We start from the raw sequence: 21,361 nt of genomic DNA, 5'->3' as shown, positions 1-21,361 counted from the left end.
AAAAGAACCTTCAGCTCCACTATTAGTGGGGTTGAAGGTTCCTTTGCATGCTATAGGATTGACCTACTCGGGTTTACCCTTTAGGGACAGATCCTTTTCCGCTCTTACGGGATTATCCGCTCGGTTTACCCTTTAGGGACGGAGCATTTTCTGCTCTTAAGGGATTATCCGCTTGGTTTATCCTTTTGGCCCAGCCCCAGTTCCTCTACTCAACCGTTGCTGCCAAAATGTTGCCATACGCCCAATGGGTGCTAGGTACATCGCTCCATGGGGACTGTACCGAGGAGCTTGCCGCGCTTCTGCCCAGCACCTTGTTGATGATGCTTGCCGCTTCCGCGCGTGTCAGTGCCTGATTGGGCTTAAAGGTGCCGTCCGCGTACCCGTTAATGATTCCGGCTGCCTGCACCTTCTCGATATCGGCTTTTGCCCAGTGCCCCGCAATATCATTAAATCCTGTTCCAGTCATATCCGTTTCGCCGATAAGCGAGGATACGAGCTTCGCCATCTCGGCGCGCGTGATAGATTTACTTGCGCCAAAGCTGCCGTTCTCATAGCCCTGCATCAAGCCCAGATCCGATACTTTTGCAATCGCGTCCTTTGCCCAGTTGGACGCAAGCACGTCACTATAGGATACCTCGGAAGTTTCTGCCGCTTCCCGATTAACGATTCTGGACAAAATCGTCGCGACTTCTGCCCTTGTCAATTTATTGTCGGGCTTAAACCTATCGTTCTCATAACCATTCATGTACGCGGCCCCAAGGCTTGAATCCTTTAGGCCCGGAACATGGATTAATGTAAACAAGCTGAATTTGTGTACCGTGAATTGCAGCCCCTTGTCACCCTTATCGTTATAAGGAACGATCTTTCCTTTAAGCAGTTCCTTTGTACCGTCGCTGTGCTCAATGTACACGGCAAGGTCCTGCCACTGCGCTTCGCTAAGCTGAACGTCCTTCAGCGGTAAAATAATGGTAACATCGCCGCCTTGCACGTTTGTTTCGATGCTCATCGGGCGGCCAATGACTGCTGCTTGTTCATTGCCTGCTACTATTCTTACAGCTGCTTCCCGATTTGCCCGGCCAGCTGCTTCAAGCTTCTTCGCTTCTTCCTTTATCGGCGTCAGATGGAAGAACAGATCCTCCGTCATAGCTGCCAACACACTGCTTCCCACTACCAATTTCGCGTTCTTCGTCATAAGCTCCAAGCCGATCTGAGCGTCTGCGAATATTTGCTTCGCGTCCTTAGGCAGGTTAAACGTCGTTTGCGATACTTCGTCTTTCGTATCCGGAATAACGAAGCTCGCCGTTTGGAGGCCAGCTTCTTTCAAGCTCTCTGCCGCCTTGCGCGCTTGCTCTGCCGTCAATGACACGACATCCTGCTTCTTGCCGTCTGCCTGCTTCGTTCTTGTAACAACGGCTTTTCCGGCATTGCCTACGTCAATGGATAAAGTCTCTTTGCCGGAATCAGCATTCCCGCCCGTGCCAGGCGCCGAAGAAGGCGTCGTTGTCGGTGTTGCCGTTGGCGTTGCTGTCGGTGATTCCGTCGGCGTTTCTGACGGTGTTGCCGACGGTGTTGCCGACGGCGTAGGTGTTGGAGATGGCAACGTTGCCGCGTTCACTTGAAATTTCACGCCATCAACCAGCATGTAATCGCCGGATTTTTTAACGGCCTTAATCGTATGGGGACCGTTAGCCAAACCGGAAATCGAATAAATCTCCTGCTGTGTCAATCTGCTTGCATGATAACCGCTTACTGTTTCCTTAAACACATTGTCTACATAAATGTCGACATCGCCCTGTACCGATGACATCGGCGCAATCAAGGATACGCCCGTGCCCGTGAACGAATATTGCACGTAATCGCCGTTCGTTTCCGTGCCGTGCAGATCGTTTTGGAAGTCGCCTTTGTAGGAAATGGCCAAATTAACTGCGCCATCCGGCTGTGCAGCCAAATATTCCTTCTTAATCGTAATTTCGCTGCCTGAAACCGTATAATCGGTGCCTGCCGCAAGAGGCGTTTCGCCATTCGCGATGCCAAGCAGATTGCTGCCATCGATCTGAAGCGTTGTCGTCACGTCGGCCTGCTCTGTTTTGTCAAAGCTTCCCGAATCCGGGCTAATCATATCCGTAATTCGGAATGAAAGCAGATCAAGCAGCATGTAATAGCCTGATTTCTTAACTGCCTTAATCGTATGCGTACCCTCAGTCAACCCTTGGATACTGTAAACGGTTTGCCTGATTTGCCTGTTAGAATTGTATGTGCTGATCGTTTGCTTGAATACGCCATCCACGTAGATATCGATGTCCCCCTGCGAGGAATCCTTCTCTGTTATGAGCTCAATGCCCGTTCCTGCAAATTGGTATTCAAAATAATCGTTGTTGTTTTCCGTGTATTGCACATCATCCTTATAATCGCCAAGGCCCCTATTGCGTCCATGCTGCCATGCGCCCTTATAGGAAATTTCGCTATCATCGTTATTAACGAGGACATGCCTGCCTCTGGACGTATCGCTTACGGCAATCGCCAGTGTCTGCGGTACTCCGCCGCTGAAGGACAAGGTCAGATTAGCCATGCCGTTCGGCCTGCCCGCAAGGTACTCTTTCTTGATCGTAAGCTGATCGCCGGATACGAGATAATCGGCGCCCGCCTGCAGCGCTTCCGCCCCATTCGCAATTCCGCTCAAGCTGTTTCCGTTGAAGGAAATAGCCGTCGCTACGTCCGTTTGCGCATCCGCACGTTTATCGAAGCTTAGCGCGCTAGGGTTTAGCGTGCTGTTCTGACCCGTCGTATCGCTAACCGCAATGGCCAGCGTCTGCGATGCTCCCTCGCTAAAGCTGAATTTCAGGTTTGCTGTTCCATTTGGCAACCCCGCAAGGTACGCCTTATGAATCGTAACCTCGTCATTCGAAACGGTATAATCCGTGCCGGATACGAGTGCTGCCGCACCGTTTGCGATAGCGGCAAGCGCATTTCCGTTAAGTGTCATTGCGGTTACAACGTCAGCCTGCAAGGATGCTTTTTTGTCGAAGCTGGCCGAGGCCGGGCTGATCGTGCTGTTCGATGCAGCCGAATCGATGACCGCAACGGAGAGCGTCTGTACGGCTCCGCCGTCAAAAACAAACGTCAGGCTCGTCGTTCCGATAGGCTGAGCTGCCAAATATTCTTTTGTAATCGTTATGGCATTGCCCGACACCGTATAATCCGTACCGGATGCAAGCGCATCTGCACCGTTCGAAATCGCGCTTAGGCTGCTGCCGGCTCCTGTCGTCGTAAGCGCAAGATCCGCTTGCTGGCCTGCCGCTTTGTCAAAGTCTCCCGTAGTCGCGCTGATCAAGTCAGGCACGCTAACGCGAAGCTTATCCAGCAATAAGAAGTAGCCCGACTTCTTCACTGCTTTGAGCGTATGCGGTCCGTTTGCCAAACCAGTGATGTTGAACACCGGCTGCTGCGCCAATCTACCGATATTATACGTGCTGACCGTCTGCTGGAATTGATCATCGACATAAATATCGATGCTGCCCTGCGAAGGATCCAGCTCGGTAATGAATTCGATTCCCGTCCCCGTGAAGGTGTACGTGAAATAATCGTTGTCGTTCGCTTCGGCATAATGCACATCGTCCATATAGTCGCCAAGGTTCCGGTTATAGCTGCGATTCCAGCCGCCCGTATAGACGATTGACGCATTGTCATCATTAATCGATATTGAGCCTCCGACCGCTGTATCGCGCACGACCAACGAAACCGTCTGCTGCGAGCCCGCGCTAAACGAGAAGGTCAAGTCGGACGTCCCTGTTGGAAGCGTATCCATAAACGCTTTTTTGAGCGTCAGTTGCGTGCCGGATACGGTATAGTCCGTTCCCAAAGCAAGCGCGTTCCCGCCATGCTCTACGCCGGTCAGCGTATTTCCGTTAAGCGAAACCGTAAGCGCCGTATCAGACTGGGCCGCCGGCTTCTTATCGAAGCTTACCGTAGCAGGCGTAACCCGGCTATCCCTGATCGTCGTATCGCTAATGGCTATCGCCAAGGTTTGAGAAGCCCCGCCGCTAAACGTAAAGGTCAGATTCGTCGTGCCTACCGCTCTGCCTGCCAAATATTCCTTTTTAATCGTCACGTCATTGCCCGCAACGCTATAATCCGTGCCAGACACAAGCGCAGCTCCATTGTTCGAGATGCTCGCAAGCGTATTTCCGTTAAGCGTTAATGTCGTTGCCACGTCTGCCTGCTCTGACGACTTCTTATTGAACGACGCGGTTACAGGGCTAATCGTACTGTTCAGCGCAGCCGCATCCGTAATGTCAATAACGATGTTTTGCTTGTCGCCAGGAAGCTGCTGGCCTCCGTTACGCGTCCAATCGCCTGTATATTTCATGCCGGTATCATCGTCATTCGCAGCCGCCGTGCCGTCCTGGGCCATTACCTTGAACAATCGCGAGGCATGCGAAGCCAGATTAACGGCGCTATATCCGTCATCAAACGTACCAAGATCCTCATGGCTCCAAAGATCGCGAACCGTTGCCGGTCCAGTCAAGCCGATGTCGCTCCAGTTCACGTTAACCGTAGCTGCTGAGCTCCCTAAGTTGAAGAGACCAACCGTGTAGCTTCCGTCACCGTTATTCGCATACCATACCTGCTGCTCGGTAGCAGTCGATACCGGATGACCCGGTCGGCCAGCTTGATTGACCGCGATGACTTCTTCGTTCGTTAACAGCTCTAATCCGTATTCGTCCAAATTGGTCATGTCATTGCCGATGTACAACTGTGCGGAGGATAAGGCCCAGAATGTCATTGCCGTCTTGCGCTCGTCAGGCGTAATGCCGTCCATCGCGCCGTTTCCGATATTCAAGGAGTCAAAATCGTTCCAGCCCCCAGGTCCCGCATGGCGCCAGAACTGCTCCGCCTTCGGGAATAGACGAGCGATGCTTGGCCATGCCGTTAAGCCGCCGTCGCCGCAATAACATTCAATATCCCAATCGACACGCCAGCCGTTGGCATATTCCTTCCAATAATCGATGTATTTGATATCAAGCGCCCATGAAAGCTCCAGCCAAATTTGGTGCGGAGCAAGCGCCTGTGCCCATGCCTTCACGTCATCCCGCGCATCAAGGGATAGATCCGAGATGCCCGAGCCCGGCGTCACGCTGTCAAACTTCAAGAAGTCGATACCCCATTCGCCGTATAGGTCGGCAATCGAGTTTATGTAGCTTTGCGCGCAAGGCTGGTTGAAATCGATTTTGTAGCCAAGTCCCCAGTAATCCGATTCCTGAATCGGCTGTGCCGCGATATCCTGCATCGAGCAGCCGGGAGCCCCGTAAATCGGCAAATCCTGATCATACGCCTGCGGCGATAATCCGGGAATTCCATATAGACCGATCTTCTGCCCATTCGCATGGACATAGTCGATAACCTCCTGAAGACCGTTCGGGTATAGCGTTGTGCTTGGGATCGGGCGTCCGTACCCGTCCATGCCGCCGTTCCAAGCAGCGTCTATATTGATATATTCATACCCGTAAGGCTGAAGCTTCTCGTGCATCGCGTCGGATTGCGCTTTAATGTTGGCTGCGGTAATCCACTGTCCGTTTCCCGTATACACTTGCAGGCTGTAACTGCTCCAGCCCATATATGGCTTTGCAGCCAGGCCGTTATCGGCCGCCTCCACGACGTTTCCTCTCGGCGCCACTATTCCAAGCTGGGTCGCGAACAGAACGGTTACAAGCAGCCAAAGCCGGGTCTTTTTCAACATTAGATTCATTATTTATCTCCTTTTTTTAGAAAATAGGATCAGGCTTTTATCTCGCAATAAAAACCTGATCCTGTGTAGTTAAGAAGCCTTATGCCTTACTTAAACGATTGGTCATACGCTTTTTGCAAAATTTCCAAGTAACGGTCGATCTTCAGATCCTTGAGACCCTTCACGTAAGCATCCCAATCCTTCTCCAGGTTTTTGTTGCCTGTAATGAATTGCAGCGCGTTTTGCTCAATGTAAGATTTAATGTTCGTTTGCAGAATGCTCGCCTCGTCAACCTCTGCGTTATCGATCCAGATCGCCCAGAGCGGGAAAAGCTCCTTCGGCTCATGGCCTTGATACTGCAGCGTCGCTTGGTACAATCTGCGCTCATAGTTGGCAGAATCGTAAATATCCGTACCTTGAACCCAGCTGTCGCGGTATTCACGCGGCATATAGAAGTGAGCCGTTCCGCTCCAACCCGCATTGCGAGGCGCTTCGCCTTCAACGGCAGGAATCGTGGCAACCTTCGGTTCTACGCCTTCGCCAAGAGCAACTTCGCCTTCCTTCGGCTTTCTCCAGTCGATGCCTTCCATACCCGATGCGCCGTTCGTTTGGCCTTCTTCGGTAAACATGTAATCAACTAATTTAATGAGAGCAATTTGTTGTTCTTCGGAAGCTTTGTTCGTGATGACGAATTTCGCTCCGGGAGCAACTCCGCCGCCATCATGGGTAGCGAATGATCCGTGCGGGCCAGTCAGTGGCGGAACCGGATTGTAGTCCGCCGAGTTTTTGTTGCCTACGTCAATGTTAACGAAGATAGCAGGGTGCATGCCGGCGCCGGCGCCAAGAATTTGAGCATCGCCGTTTTCGCCGATTTTTTTGAATGCTTCCGAATTTTGCGCGAATGCGCCTGGATCGATCAAGCCTTCATCGTACAAGGATTTGATGTACGTCAAGCCCTCTTTCCATTCCGGCTTAAGCGCTGCCGATTCCACCTTGCCGCCAGTCAGGTTCAAGTAGTTGCGGTCGTCGTCATAGACGAAGCCGTTCATTAGGAACGGGATGACGCGTACGCCGAAATCCTCGATCGAGCCGCTAAGCGGCACTTCGTCGGCAACGCCGTTGCCGTTAGGATCCTTTGTTTTGAACGCCGACAATACCGCTTTGAATTCTTCCGGCGTTTTTGGCATTTCCAATTGCAGTTTATCCAGCCACTTTGTGTTGATCCACATTTTGTTCGGATATGAACAGTGGAAGCATTGGCTGTAAGCGACCAAACCGTAAATATTGCCGTCCGGCGCTGTGTTAAACGCTTTCAAATCCGAGTCTTTTTCCATAGCGGCTTTAATGTTAGGCGCATATTGATCGATGAGGTCGTTAAGCGGCACGAGTACGCCTTGCTTGCCGTACTTCACGACATCCGCTTGCGTGAACTGATCGACATACCCTGGAAGCATGTAGGCATCCGGATAGTCACCGCTCGCTAGCGAGATTTGACGCTTCTCCTTCGCGCCGTCCGGCGGCGTCGTTTCGAATTTGATCTTGATATTGAATTTCTCTTCTACGAATTTCGTGAATTTGTTCGTTGCCAGATCAATGTTAGGCTCCTGAACGGCGAATAACGTAACTTCAACCGGTGCGGTTTCTCCCGTCTCTTCCGATTGTGCGTTCGGCGCGTTGGTCGCCGTGTTGGAAGGCTTATTATTTTGCGAGCACGCAGCAAGCGTCATGCTGGCTACAACCATGATTGCCAACAAACCCAAAAGCTTCTTTTTCATCTTTGTTCGCTCCCTTTTCGTATCGATTCATTAAGGATTGCCATTGGCCTTGCGTTAACGCTACAAGTCGACCACCTCCCTTCCATATCCCTCGTGTCGTTACCCTTTTACCGAGCCGACCAGCATCCCTTGCACGAAATACCGCTGCACGAACGGGTAGATGATCAGAACCGGCAGCGTCGCCACCACGATAAGTGAATATTTCAGCAGCTCGGAGAGCTGCTGTCTCTCCACCTGCTTCAGGGCATCGGTCACGCTTGCACTGTTGTTCATGATGATGATGCTCCGCAGGACAAGCTGCAGCGGGAACAGGTTCGCCGATTTCAGGTAGATCAATGCGTCAAAGTATGCATTCCATTGACCAACGCCGTACATGAGGAAGAGCACGGCGAGTATCGGCTTGGATAAGGGAACAACGACGCTCCGCATAAACCGGATATCGCTGCATCCGTCGATCTCACTCGCCTCGAACAGCTCGTCGGGAATGGAATTTTGGAAGAAGGAGCGTGCGATAATGACCTGCCATACCCAGACCGCATTCGGAATGAGCAGCGCCCAACGGGAGTCGATCATGCCGAATTCCCGCACAACCATGTAGGTCGGGATCAAGCCGCCGCTGAAGAGCATGGTGAACGTGATGAGCATCATAATGACGCTGCGGCCAAAAAATGATTTGCGCGACATCGGATACGCAATCATAACCGTAAGCACTACGCTGATTATCGTTCCCGCTGCCGTGTAGAACAGCGAGTTGCCATAGCCCTGCATAATTTGCGGGGTGTCGAACAGAACCTTGAAGCCCTTGAACGAAATATCCACGGGCCACAGCCAGACGCGGCCGGACGTTACGGCTGCCGGACTGCTGATCGAGCTGCTAAGAATATAAATAAGCGGATAAATAACCGCGATTAACACCAAAAATAAAACCGTGTATACGATGAACAAAAAGACTTTATCACCCGCTGAATCTTTAATCGTTTGTCTAATTGGTGCCTGCTGCGTTGCTATTTTTGACGATGCCATAGGCGCACTCCCCTTTTACCAAATGCTCGATTTCGTGAATTTTTTCGCCAAGCCGTTGACGACGAATAGTAGTACCAGATTAATGAATGAATTGAATAAGCCAACCGCCGTTGCAAAGCTGTAATTGGCATTTAACAGCCCGACGCTATAGACATACGTAGCGATAATTTCAGAATTTACCTTATTGAGCGGGTTTTGGAGCAAGTAAATTTTCTCGAAGCCAATCGCCATGACGCTGCCTACGTTCAGGATGAGAATAATCGTGATGGTCGGCAAAATGCCCGGAATATCTACGTGAAGGATCTTCTGGAAGCGTGATGCTCCATCTACCTTAGCCGCCTCGTACAAGGTCGGATCAATGCCGGACAGCGCCGCCAAATAAATAACCGCTGAATAACCAGCCGTCTGCCAAATGTCCGACCAAACGTAAATCGACCGGAACATGTTGGCCTCTCCCAGGAAGTTGATCGAGTCGAGCCCGAAGTAGTTCAAAGCAACGTTGACGAATCCGAGCCTCGGCGCCAAAAACAGCATAATGATCGACACCATGACGACGGTTGAGATGAAATATGGCGCGAAGGTGACCAGCTGTACGGTCCGTTTGAATCTTCCGTTGCGGACCTCGTTCAGCATCAGCGCGAGTATGATCGGGATCGGAAACCCTGCGAGCAATAAATATCCGCTGACGTAGATCGTGTTTTTGACCAAGGGCCAGAACATCGGATTATCAAAAAACAACTGAAAGTTTTTGAAGCCTACCCACGGGCTCCCCCATATTCCTTTAATGACGTTGTAATCCTTAAAGGCGAGTACGGCATTCAGCATCGGATAATATTTAAAAATAAGGAAAAACAACACTGGCGGTATAATGATCAGGTACAGCTGCCAATGCTTCTTGAAGCTTCGAACCGCTTCTTCCGCAAGGCTTCGCTTGCCCTTTGCCTTCAACAACTTATTATTCAGTACGATTTCTTTTTCCAGAACAATCCCCCCTAAGTGACTACCTGCTGATGTATGATAGCGCTTTCTATACGACTGATCATAGTAGAAAAGCACCTCCTCCAAACAGGTACACTTGCGTCTTTTTACGTACAAAAACTCGGATTCACAGGGGGCAAATCCCCGTACTGGCGTACATTTATCGGCTTTATCAGCTGTACCGTGCACGCAGCGCAAAAAAATCCCGGCTGCGCGGCAGCCGGGATCTCATACATTGGAAAACTATTTATTTGAATTCGAATGGTTGTACGCCTTCTGCATAATTTCAAGATACCTTCCAACCTGCATGCTAGCGAGCCCTGCCAAATAACCGTCCCAGTCCTTGTCCAAATTCAAATCGCCGGTTATAAACTGAAGCGTGCTTTGCTCAATATAATTAGAAAGATTCGTATGGAGGATACCCGCCTCGTCCGCTTCCGCCGGATCAAGCCAAATCGTCCAAATCGGGAACATTTCGGCAGGCTCATGTCCTTCATAAAACTGTGTCGCCTCGATCAGCCTTCGTTCATAGCCGTCAAGCGCGTAAATATCCTTGCTTGCCACCCAGCTATCGCGATATTCCCTCGGCATATAGAAATGTGCCATCCCGCTCCAGCCGGAATTGGTCGGCTTTGCGTTGTTAATCGGGATTAGGCTTGCAAACTGCGGAGCAATGCCATCGCCAAGCGCCGCCTCGCCTTTTTTGGGCTTCCTCCAGCCGATGCCCTCCAGGCCCGACTGGGCAATCGTCTGCCCTTCCGGCGTGTAGATGTAATCGACCATTTGAATTAACGCGATTTGCGCTTCCTTGCTCGCTTTATTCGTAATGGCGAACTTCGCGCCAGGCTGTATGCCTCCCCCATCGAAGGTCGCATAGGATGCGTACGGTCCTTGAAGCGGCGGAATCGGTGCGTAATCCTTCAGCCGCTCGCTCGTGAATATGGCCGGATGCATGCTCGCGACAGCACCCAATACCGGCGCACCGGTATTGTCGCCGATCCTTCTGAGCGCTTCAGCGTTCTGTATAAACGCTCCCGGGTCAATCAAGCCTTCATCGTAAAGCGACTTAATGAAGGCGATCCCTTCCTTCCACTGCGGCTTATTCGCTACCGTGTCCACTTTCCCATTGCTCATGGCCAAATAATTGCGGTCATCGTCATATATAAACCCATTCATCAGGTAGGGGATGATGCGGACGCCGAAATCCTCGATGGAGCCGCTTAGCGGTATCTCATCGGCTATCCCGTTCCCGTTCGGATCCGAATTCTTGAACGCCTCAAGCATCGATTTGAATTGCGCGGTCGTTGTGGGCATCGCCAAACCGAGCTTCGAGAGCCAATCGGTATTCACCCACATTTTGTTCGGATAGGAGCAATGAAAGCATTCGCTGTAAGCGACCAGGCCGTAAATATTGCCGTCAGGAGCCGTATTGAACGCTTTCAAGGTCGGATCCTTCTCCATAGCGGCCTTAATGTTGGGCGCATATTGCTCAATAAGCTGGTTAAGCGGCAGAATGACGCCCTCTTTCCCGTACTTCAGCAAATCCGATTGCGAGAACTGGTCCAAATATGCCGTCAAAATATACGCATCCGGATAATCTCCGCCAGCGAGCGATATTTGACGTTTCTCCTTGGCTCCGTCCGGCGTAATGCTATCCCAATTGATGCGCGCGTTGAATTTGCTCTCGAGCAGCTTCGTGAAATCATTCGTGCGCAGATCGATGCCCGTCTCCTGCTGAGCAAACACATTAATCTCTACTGGCGCAGGCTTGCCGCCACTCTCCCGTTCTTCGTTTCCGCCGCCCAGCTTGCAAGCCGACAGAGTCACTATCATGATGCATAGAGCCGCTAAAATGCGAATCTGGCTTTTTTTCATCTTCTCCACTCCTTGCCTCAAGCGCGGCAGAACGCTTATATATTTATGGATTGCCTATAGGAGCTTGGCGCAACGCCCATCACCCGTTTGAATGCCCTGCGGAAGGAATGCGAGCTGTTATAGCCTACGCGTGCCGCAATTTCGTCCACCGTGCAAGCATCGGTGCGCAGCAGCAAGGAGGCTTGCTCAATCCGGATCATCTCGAGGTAATCGGATACGTTAACGTCCGTAACCTCCTTGAACAGCTGCGAAATGTATTTCTCCGGGCGTTCTACCTTCTCCGCTATCCGGTATAAGGTCAGCTCAGAGTCGCCGTATGCTTCTGCGATAAATTGTTTGATATCCTCGACCATTTGAATGTGTGCGTTGTTCTTCTTGCTATTGATAACGCCGCAGAGCGCATTCACGATCTCGATCATCTCATCCTGAATGACGCTAAGCGTATCGGAGGCTTGAATGCCTATCATTTGATTTTTGAGCGTGTGCAGCAGCTCCGATTCCATAAATGCCTTCTGATCAAGCAATTTGAGCAGCGTACCCTTCAGCTCGCCAACCAACTGCTGCTTCATCTCCGGCGAGAGCTGCTGGTTCTCCGTATTTTTCTCCATAACGGACAGCAGCATCCGCTTTGCCTCGTCTGGATCACCAGCCCTAATCGTACTAATCAAGCGCTGTTCAATATCAAGCGGGTAATAATAAGTGGCCGTTTCCAGTCGCGAATCACTAAACCAGATCATGTTGCTTTTGCTGGAAAACTCCGCATACTCCATCATCTGCTTCGCTTGCTCATAGGAATGGCTTGCATCCATAATGGCCGGATAGCTATCCCCGAACGCAGCCGTGACCGATATTTTATATTCCGTGTACGCAACCTGCGCCAGCTTCTCAAGCGTCTCGCTTATTTGCTGTCTCCACGCGAGCCCGCCAGCCTCCTCCGGCCGTGCCGTCCATATCATGACGATTCGGTCGGAACCGAGATCCGTCATCGGAAGCTCATTAACGGCATCCGTTAAGGCCTGTTTCAGAATCAATCTTGCCGCGGCGAGCTCATTCAGAATTTCAACGCTGTCCATGCCGGAATACCCATTAATGCGTAGAATGCCTACGTAGCCCCCATCGGAAGAAAAGCTCATATCCGCTTGGGCTGCGGCAGCCGCAATTTCCTCCGTCGTGTGGAACTCGCCCGCAATCAGCCGTTTCAGAAAACCGTCGCGCACCAAGGGCAGCTGCCGTTTCAGCTCAAGCTCAAGCTGCCGGTTGCTCGTAATCATGTTCGATATGTTGCCCTGCAGGAAATCATACTCATTGCGCTCTGCAATGCCGTCTTTGCCAAAATGCTCCTTCATGACGCCAAGCAGCCGGTTGATCGGCGCGCTGTTCCGGTAGGACAAGAGCAAGCCAGCCAGCAAACCTAGCAATATGGCAATTCCGGTAACCAGCCACGTAATGTATTTGATTTGATTCGCATTCTCCATTAGCACCTGGCGAGGGACGCCTGCCCGATAGGTCCAGCCGTTCTTATCGGAATGAATCGTGATGACAAGGTCATCATTATAGAATTGGCTCGTCTTGGACGGGTCAAGCTCGGCATCCAACGACAGCTTTCTCACGTCCGTCTCGCTTATGCCGCGTACGCCTATCGTGTTCCCTTGCGCGTCGCTTATATGCGCCCAGCCGCCGTAACGGTCCTCAAGCCCTGCCAATAGGTTGGATATATTCTCCTGGTTTATTATGACAACCACGGTAGCCGGCGATGAGCCGCTGAAGCTGTCCAGCGGTAGCGACTGCATATACGTAATAACCGAGGTTTGCTTCGAATTGCTCATATAGGAGCGGAGCGGCATAATTTCACTGCGGTGAGTCTGCCCCAGCACTTCTTTCTTCCATTCCTCTACCGTCAGGTCGGGATAGCGGAAGTTTTGATAATAATGCTCCGGTCGGAAGTATGCCGAGCCCTGCGTGAAAATAACGTCATAATTATTTAAGTATATAAAGTAATTTTGCAGAAAATCATTCGTTTGGCTAAACGGCGTGACCTGCTTCACCATGCTCCATATGCCGTATACGTTAACCTCGTCGCCTTGCTTCCTCTCGTTCATCAATTTATTCAAATCCGGATTCAAAGCGAGCTGACGGGTAAAACCCTCGACCTCGACCATCCTTCTCTCCAATATCTCCTGGCTTCGCTGCAGCTGCGTAACGCTATTCTCGATCGAGATGGATTGCGTTACCGAAATGGAAGTGCGGTAGGAAACATAACCCGCTATGCTTGGAATGATTAATATAATTAAATAAGAAACGAGAAATTTGCGGAAGATCGTTGAGTACTTCGGCACGTCCAACCCACCCTTCTCTATATAATAGCGCTTACATAACCGTTATATCCGGAACTCCGTGCAGCGTTTAAAATGCCCGCTCATTCATAATAACCTAATGATGCGAAAAGACAACTACTAATAAAGCTCGTAGTTGTCCTGTTCGCTCTTTTCAAAAGCTATTTCGCTGTCACTTCGTGATCGACCAGCCCAAGGTTCGCGTCCAGCCTGTACGTTTGACCTGGCTTGCATGCGATGGTCGCGGTACGGTCGCCGTAACGGACAATTAGCGAAACGGCAGAATGAGCGCGAATGGCCGCCCCTGTCAGCATGCCGTTCTCCCAAGTAACATCAACCTCCGCATTCCCTTTCGCCCTTAAACCGTTGAAAGAGCCGTTCGACCACGCGGCTGGCAGCGCTGGCAGCAGGTGGATCTCGCCAGCATGGCTTTGGAGGAGAATATCCGCAACTGCCGCCGTTCCTCCGTAATTGCCGTCAATAACGAATATATTCGTCTCCGCCCCGGCAACGCCTGCCTTCGAATAAGTGAGCAGGTTATCGAAGCAAAGCTCGCCGATCAAATGGTTGATATGCTTGAGCGCTCGGTCTCCGTTGAACAGCCGGGAGAACCCGGTTGCGAACAGCACTGCCGTAAATTCAATATCCTCCAGCTCATCCGTCATTCTGCGGATCAGCGTTTGCTCGGCAGCTGCGCTGAGCTCCGGCGTGCCGTGCGGCGTAACCTGATTGCCCGGGTACAGCGCGAACAGATGCGCAAGGTGGCGATGCTCGGGCTGCGCCTCCTCGTAATCCTCCAGCCATTCCTGCAGCTGTCCCTTCTTGCCGATCTGCAGCGGCGGCAATAAAGCAATCGCCGCCCTCAGCTTCTCTTGCAGCTCAGCATCCGTATCCAGCAGCTCGGCGGCCTCCAGGCAGAAAGCGAACAAGTCCCTTACCAGCACTTGATCCATCGTCGGGCCCATCGACAGCTGCTGCGGGCCTTCTGACCGTTTGCCCGTGTAGAAGCTGTTCTCCGGGGAATTGGAAGGCCCGGTAACGAGCCAGCCATTGCTTGGGTGCACTGTCATATAATCAAGGAAAAACGCTGCCGCTTCCTTCATCACCGGATAGGCCTGCTTCGTCAGGAACGATTGATCCAGCCCGTACTCATAATGCTCCTTCAAATGCATCGCGATCCATAGGCCGCCCGTTACATTCAGTCCCCAGCCGGTCTCCCAGCCCGGAGCCGCGAAGCCCCATGCGTTAGAGAATACATGCGCCACCCAGCCCTCGCAGCCGTAGAAATCCTGTGCCGCGTGCCTTCCCGATGCGGACAGCCGTTCAATGTAATTCATCAACGGAACATGGCATTCCGCCAGATTGCTTATTTCGGTCGGGTAATAGTTCATCTGCGTGTTGATATCCAGGTGATAATCGCAGCTCCATGCCATGCGGTTCGCTTCGCCGTCATTCCATGCGCCCTGCAAATGCAGGGGCAGCGGGGAATCCGCGCGCGAGCCGGCAATCGTCAAATAACGGCCATATTGGAAAAACAAGACGATCAAGCCCGGATCATCCTGCTGCCCATTCTGCAGCCGCCGCATCCGCTCGTCTGTCGGCAGCCTGTCATGAGCGGTATCGCCCAAATCAAGGGAAACACGCGCGTACAATGCGCTATAATCGGCGATATGGTCCGCTTTAAGGCGCGTATAGCCCTTGGAGATAGCCGCAGCTATCTGCTCCTCGCTTCTCTTGGTCCACTGGTCGTCAGTTTGGCGGTAATCCGTATGGATGGCGAAATAAATAATAGCTTCGTCCGCGTTCGTAACGACAATGTCGCTGCCGCTGCTTCGGATGCTCCCACCCTCGGCCACGATCTTGACCTGTCCCCGGCAAAATACGCCGCATGTCCCGTCGCTATGCATATCTTCCGTCGCTTGCCCACCGAATGCGACCGTATCGTCATTCCTGACGGCAGATGAGAAATTCCCAGTACGCCCCTTTACCGAGAGCGAGAAGGATATCCCGCCCGGCTGCTCCCCTTTAATTCGAGAAACAACGATGCCGTCCGCGTGGGTCGCGAACGTCTCGCGGATGAAGCTGCTTCCCTCGCTTGTGTATGAAACGGTCGCAATCGCATGATCCAAGCAAAGCTCGCGTTTCAGTCCTTCGCCCTCCGGCCCGAACCGAAGCACAACATCGCATACGGAGAGATTCGTCCCGAAATTCTGCTTTTTCGGCTGAAGCATCTGCTTGGCCAACTGATCGCCTTCGTTATAATCTCCGTTAAAAAAAGCAGCCCTCATCTCCCCAAGCCCGGCTTTCCCTTTGCCGCTGCCTGGAATACGTTCCGGCTTTCCCGACCAATAGGTCAGCTCCGTCATGCTCCACGTTTCCTGCGAGGCTCCCCCGTAAATGACGGCGCCTATTCTTCCGTTGCCGATCGGCAGTCCCTGCTTCCAGCCCGCTCCCGGTCCGTTATACCAAAGCTTCGCTTGATTCATGCTGTATCCATCCCTTAGCTATATATTCGTATTCGCTTCACTAATGAGGCGGTTGGTGAGGCTGCCCAAGCCTTCGATCTCAATCGTAACGACGTCTCCGTCCTTCAGATAGACTCGGCGATCCTCCGGATAGCCAAGGACGACACCCTCCGGCGTACCTGTCAGAATAATATCGCCAGGCGTAAGCGTCATATGCTGCGAAATGTAGCTAACGACCTCATCGCATGGGAATATCATATCGGATGTATGGGAATGCTGACGGGTCTCTCCATTTACGATGCATTTGATTTCAAGATTATTCGGATCCGGAATCTCGTCCGCGGTGACCAGATACGGGCCGATCGGACTGAAATCATCGCAGCTTTTGCCGAGCAGCCACTGCTGGGTCCGCATTTGGAGATCGCGAGCCGACAGGTCATTGACGTTACAGTAGCCGAATACATGCTGCAGCGCCTCATCCTTGCTCACATACTTAGCTGCCTTGCCGATGACGATGACAAGCTCCGCCTCGTAATCCACCTGCGAGGTGACACGCTCCGGCAGCGCAATATCTTCGCGATGCCCCGTAAGCGTGTTATTGAACTTGTTGAATAGAATGGGATACTGGGGGATCGGCGCATTCGTCTCTACGGCATGCTTCCTGTAGTTCAAGCCGACGCAAATGATCTTATTCGGTCTCGTGACGCATGGCCCGAAGCGAACGTTCTCCTCAGACATAAGCAATCCGTCCAAAGTCTCCGCCGACTCAAGCACGTGATTCGCGTATGCGGACAACGCGGCAAGGCTCTCCGCTCCGCCTTCGATTACTGCCATTACATCGCTAGAGATGCCCGCGTTCGGGAACCTTTCAAGCGCCGCATGAATATTGAAAATTCCATCTTCCCGTTTGATGCCCAGCTTAAATTGTCCTTCTTGCTCTATCGTGACCAGCTTCATCTTGTTCCATCATCCTCTCGCTTTTCTTTCATCAAGCATCCTTGCCGAATACGACTCCGCCGTCCATGTAGAGCGGGGAGCCCATCATGAAGGAGGACTCGTCGGAAGCCAGAAATAGCACCCCGTTCGCCACATCCTCCGGTTTGCCTAAATGACCGCTTAGCTGCCGTGTTTTGATTGCCGCGATAGCTGCTTCGGGATCATCGTACGAGCTTTGCAAATACTGCTCGACGAACGGCGTCATAATCGTCCCCGGCAATATCGCGTTCACGCGAATGTTGTATTTGGCATAATCGACCTGCATGGACTTGGTCAGCGCCAGCACGGCGCCTTTGGTAGCCGAGTAGGAAGCCCGGCGCGCCAGCCCAATCTCCGCGATGCAGGATGACATATTGATGATATTGCCGGATCTGCGTTCCATCATGGAAGGCAGCACATGCTTCGACGGCAGGAAAACCCCGCGCAGGTTTACCTGCACGACGCGGTCCCATGCCTCCGGCTCAATCTCATGGATGGCACCTACGCCGCTAATGCCGGCATTGTTGAACAAAATATCGATTCTTCCATAGGCTTGCAGCGCGCTTTCCACCATCTCGCGTACCGAGCCGGGATCCGTAACGTCAGCGTGCAGGAACAGCGCGCTCCCCCCGCTTGCTTGGATGCTTTGAGCCGTTTCCAGCCCCTTGGCTTCATCGATGTCATTCACGATCACCGTCGCGCCTTCTCTGGCGAACAGCTCGGCGGTCGTTCTTCCGATACCTGAGCCCGCTCCGGTCAGGAGCGCGATTTTACCCTGCAGTCTCATAGACATCCTCCTCTCATTCGCTATCTGATCCGGTATTCGTCGAAATAACGAGGAATGATTTCGGTAGAAGCTCCCGGCAGCTCCGGCAGCACGTACTGTCCGTTAACGACAGTAGCCGGTTCAACGAAAATCGACCTAATCCATGGAATGTATTCCAGCATGATTGCCCCTTGCGTAGCGGCTACCAAGTGCTGATGGATCTGCCCCATATCGCCGACATGCGGACAGATCGGAATGTCGTACGAAGCGGCAAGCCCGGCTACCTGCAGCCATTCCGTAATGCCGGCTACCCGTGTCACGTCAACCTGGCAATATTCAATCGCGCCTTGATGGATATAATCACGGAAAGCATATTTCGAATACACATGCTCCCCCAGCGCGATTGGGACGTTCAACGCGTCAGCCAGCTTCTTGTGGCCCATGATATCATCCGGATTAAGCGGCTCCTCCAGCCAGAACAAATCAAATTCCTCCAGCTTCTTGCCCCACGTCATCGCCGTGTTAATGTTCCACTGCTGATTCACGTCGATCATGAAGATCGTTTGGTCGCCAATCGCCTTCCGTACGGCCTTCACCCGGTCGTAATCCTCATGGGGGTTAGCCTTTCCGACCTTGATTTTGACACCGGTAAAGCCCTGCTCGACGATATCCGTTACATCCTTAAGCAAACGCTCCTTCGACCAGTTCAGCCAGCCTCCGTTCGTGTTGTATGCTTTGATGCCCTTCGATTTATGACCGCCAAGATATTGCCAAAGCGGCTTGTTCGATGCCTTCGCCATAATGTCCCAAAGCGCGATATCCACTGCTGCCAGCGCCATATGCGTGATGCCCGCGCGACCGATCCAGTGCATTTTGCCAAAGCGCAGCGTGTCCCAAATTTCCTTCACCATAAAAGGGTCCTTGCCGATCAGCTCAGGCGCATAATAACGGTCAATCGTATCCACGATCATATCGTCGCCATGCGCGCACGTTCCTGTATAGCCGTAACCGACATACCCCTCATCCGTATAAATGCGAACGCCAGACAATCCCCAATGTGTCGCAACATTGATGGCATCGGTAATCGGCGGGTCTATCGGGACATGCAGCACAAACGTTTCTACTTTTGTAATTTTCATCGTAAGCTCTCCCTTGATTTCGTTTAATAGCCGAGCGAGGCGCCGCCTTCGACAGGCAGGGCAACCCCGGTAATAAATGCGGCCTGTTCGGATGCCAGAAACAGCACGGCTTGGGCAACCTCCTCGGAGGATGCAGGCCTTCCAAGCGGATGCATCGCATTAAGCGATTGCACCGCTTCGGCGGGACTCGGCTGCTGCCTCGTCCACTCGTCCAGCAGCGGCGTCATCACCCCTGCCGGGCATACGCAATTGACCCTTACGCCGTCCTGCGCATAATCGAGCGCAAGCGATTTGGTCAATGCGATGACGGCACCCTTGGAAGCGGCGTAGATCGGATTCTGCCGCTGTCCGACAAGCCCGTTAAGGGAGGACATATTAACAACGCTCCCTTTTGTCCTGCGCAAATGCGGAATGGCATGCTTAATCATCAAATAAACGCCTTTCACATTAACGGCGTATAGCTGGTCAAACATGCGTTCATCAATCTCTTCGAGCGGCCTCGAGCAAATGACGGCCGCATTGTTGAACAGCACGTCGAGCTTGCCGTACTTCTGTAACGTTTGAGCCAGCAACGCTTCTACATCCGTCTCCCGCGATACATCCGTCTCCATCGCAGCTGCTCGTGGAAGCCCTTTCAATGCTGAATAGCGCTTGCATAGATTATCGGCCGAGCGCTGCCCTTCCGCTCCATTCCGATCCGCTATAATAACATGCGCGCCTTCCGCGGCGAACAGCTCCGCGCTTACCTCGCCGATTCCTGAGCCCCCACCGGTGACAAGCACGACTTTATCTTTAAACCGCAAGAGCATGCCTCCTTTTTGCAGTCAGCATCAAATGACCGACGTCATAAAATATGTTGATAATTTATCCGTAACTTACCGCATAGATCTATTCTTAATAATGCAGTTATTGTATCATTTACATAACTTATCGTATTTGATCTACGATCCATAAATTTATCAAATCATCCGCTATATTTTAGGAATAAGGAAAGCGAGGCGGCGTTGCCGTGAGAGGCTTGAATGAAATGACTCCTCATGTCGGAGACTCGATGTACTACCTCTACGATGGAAGCTCGAACGAAAAGCTGCGGGTATGCAGCGTTTATGCCTTTCATCTTTTTACCGATGGGCCCGGGGAAATGGAGATTGACGGAAAACGGTACGTGATCGAGAACCGGACCCTTATATTTCTAAGGCCTGGGGAGCAGCATGCCTTCCATATTTCGCCGGACCATCCTTTATCGTCGCATAATCTTTATTTCGATCTATGGAGCGAGGCTCAGCCTGTCTCTGCCAATCGGACCTTCATCTACGCGCCGGAACCCTTCGAGCTCGGCGAGACGGCATTGTCCTATCCTTGCGGCGAGCTGGACAGCCTGCCCTCCGTCTTCTCTTTGCAGCCTTATCCGGAGCTGTACGAGTCGCTGGTTACGCTCGCTAAGCTTTACCATAACGCGGTTTATTATCGGACCGAAATGATGAACAGCCTTCTGTATGCATGGGTTCTCAGCTGGCATAACACCATCCATACGCATCAGCCGACCGATTACCGAATCGTCCGCCTGCTTGCTCATTTGAATGATCATCCCGAGCAGCGCGAGCCGGTTGAAACGTGGTGGACCTTCTGCGGTTTGAAACGAACCTATTTCCACGCTTTGTTTTTGCGCGAGACCGGGCTGACGCCGAAAGCCTATCACCATAAGCTGCTCATGAGGCGTGCCTCGCATCTTCTGCTGGAGAGCGAGAGTAGCGTTACCGCCATCGCCGAACGGCTCGGATATTCCTCCATTCATCCGTTTACGCGGCATTTCAGCGCTTTCTACGGCGTAAGCCCCAAGCATTACCGCTTGCAGCCGCAATCCAGAAGCTGATGCCGTTTCCAACCCTCCTGTTTCCGGGGGAGGTTTCTTGACCTATACGTCATTCGAAGCCGTACTTGAAGGCGTTGAGGAGCAGCCTCCGTGCTTGAAGAGGATGAGGATTAACCTCGCATGTAAAAAGGGCTATCCCATAAGTCAGTAGTTGACGATGCAATATCTTTGTTATTCAGGTTAAACGGCAACCTGCACATGTAACTATTCTTCCGATCGCCATTGCTCGGGCATTCCTTTGGATCAACGAGGAGAGACCCTAATCCCTTCACAAAAACGACCGCTGGCGCTTCTTCAGAATCATTTACATGCTCCGTTCAACATCATTTTCTGAAGAACGCGGCAAGAGACCCAAACCAAAAACAAGCGTTGCAGATTAGCCCTCTGCAACGCTTGTTTAATACGAAATTCTTCTTATTTTCAATGGTGCGAGC

At 52.1% G+C, this 21,361-nt stretch carries 12 protein-coding genes; 1 reads left to right on the top strand and 11 read right to left on the bottom strand.

Going from position 1 to position 21,361, the window contains the following annotated elements; translation table 11 throughout:
* Nucleotides 1-205 precede the first annotated feature (205 nt).
* From AC0YN3_RS21000 to AC0YN3_RS20950, 11 genes are all read right to left on the bottom strand, one after another.
* Nucleotides 206-5,746 (bottom strand): X2-like carbohydrate binding domain-containing protein, encoded by a 5,541-nt coding sequence (locus AC0YN3_RS21000; RefSeq protein ID WP_475776915.1) that lies wholly within the window; start codon nucleotides 5,744-5,746, stop codon nucleotides 206-208.
* A gap of 86 nt (nucleotides 5,747-5,832) precedes the next feature.
* On the bottom strand, nucleotides 5,833-7,500 hold the full coding sequence (locus tag AC0YN3_RS20995) for an extracellular solute-binding protein (protein WP_475776914.1): 1,668 nt from the start codon (nucleotides 7,498-7,500) through the stop codon (nucleotides 5,833-5,835).
* Between the two features lie 99 nt (nucleotides 7,501-7,599).
* Entirely contained in the window at nucleotides 7,600-8,523 is a 924-nt protein-coding gene (locus AC0YN3_RS20990) for a carbohydrate ABC transporter permease (protein WP_183565117.1), read from the bottom strand.
* A gap of 15 nt (nucleotides 8,524-8,538) precedes the next feature.
* The gene (locus AC0YN3_RS20985; RefSeq protein ID WP_475776988.1) at nucleotides 8,539-9,393 is read right to left on the bottom strand and encodes an ABC transporter permease; all 855 of its coding nucleotides are present in this window, start codon (nucleotides 9,391-9,393) and stop codon (nucleotides 8,539-8,541) included.
* Between the two features lie 351 nt (nucleotides 9,394-9,744).
* Nucleotides 9,745-11,376 (bottom strand): extracellular solute-binding protein, encoded by a 1,632-nt coding sequence (locus AC0YN3_RS20980; RefSeq protein WP_475776913.1) that lies wholly within the window; start codon nucleotides 11,374-11,376, stop codon nucleotides 9,745-9,747.
* A 35-nt stretch (nucleotides 11,377-11,411) separates the two neighbouring features.
* Nucleotides 11,412-13,712: a helix-turn-helix domain-containing protein gene (locus AC0YN3_RS20975; RefSeq protein ID WP_475776912.1), complete on the bottom strand. Its 2,301-nt coding sequence runs from the start codon at nucleotides 13,710-13,712 to the stop codon at nucleotides 11,412-11,414.
* A 158-nt stretch (nucleotides 13,713-13,870) separates the two neighbouring features.
* The gene (locus tag AC0YN3_RS20970; protein WP_475776911.1) at nucleotides 13,871-16,195 is read right to left on the bottom strand and encodes a glycoside hydrolase family 95 protein; all 2,325 of its coding nucleotides are present in this window, start codon (nucleotides 16,193-16,195) and stop codon (nucleotides 13,871-13,873) included.
* 18 nt (nucleotides 16,196-16,213) lie between these two features.
* Nucleotides 16,214-17,131 (bottom strand): fumarylacetoacetate hydrolase family protein, encoded by a 918-nt coding sequence (locus AC0YN3_RS20965; RefSeq protein WP_475776910.1) that lies wholly within the window; start codon nucleotides 17,129-17,131, stop codon nucleotides 16,214-16,216.
* A gap of 31 nt (nucleotides 17,132-17,162) precedes the next feature.
* Nucleotides 17,163-17,936 carry an SDR family NAD(P)-dependent oxidoreductase gene (locus AC0YN3_RS20960; protein ID WP_475776909.1) on the bottom strand — a complete coding sequence of 258 codons (774 nt, stop codon included), beginning with the start codon at nucleotides 17,934-17,936 and terminating at the stop codon, nucleotides 17,163-17,165.
* 20 nt (nucleotides 17,937-17,956) lie between these two features.
* Nucleotides 17,957-19,054 carry a mandelate racemase/muconate lactonizing enzyme family protein gene (locus tag AC0YN3_RS20955; protein ID WP_475776908.1) on the bottom strand — a complete coding sequence of 366 codons (1,098 nt, stop codon included), beginning with the start codon at nucleotides 19,052-19,054 and terminating at the stop codon, nucleotides 17,957-17,959.
* Between the two features lie 23 nt (nucleotides 19,055-19,077).
* Nucleotides 19,078-19,863, bottom strand: coding sequence for an SDR family NAD(P)-dependent oxidoreductase (locus AC0YN3_RS20950; protein ID WP_475776907.1), 786 nt, complete (start codon nucleotides 19,861-19,863; stop codon nucleotides 19,078-19,080).
* 200 nt (nucleotides 19,864-20,063) lie between these two features.
* On the opposite strand from AC0YN3_RS20950, the gene AC0YN3_RS20945 reads away from it, so the two are divergent.
* Complete coding sequence (locus AC0YN3_RS20945) at nucleotides 20,064-20,927, top strand: AraC family transcriptional regulator (RefSeq protein WP_475776906.1); 864 nt, start codon at nucleotides 20,064-20,066, stop codon at nucleotides 20,925-20,927.
* Nucleotides 20,928-21,361: the final 434 nt, after the last annotated feature.

The sequence above is a fragment of the Paenibacillus sp. J22R232 genome, from assembly GCF_056269165.1.
The sequence above is the reverse complement of the archived record's forward strand: the minus strand, read 5'-3'. Positions and strand labels throughout refer to the sequence as shown.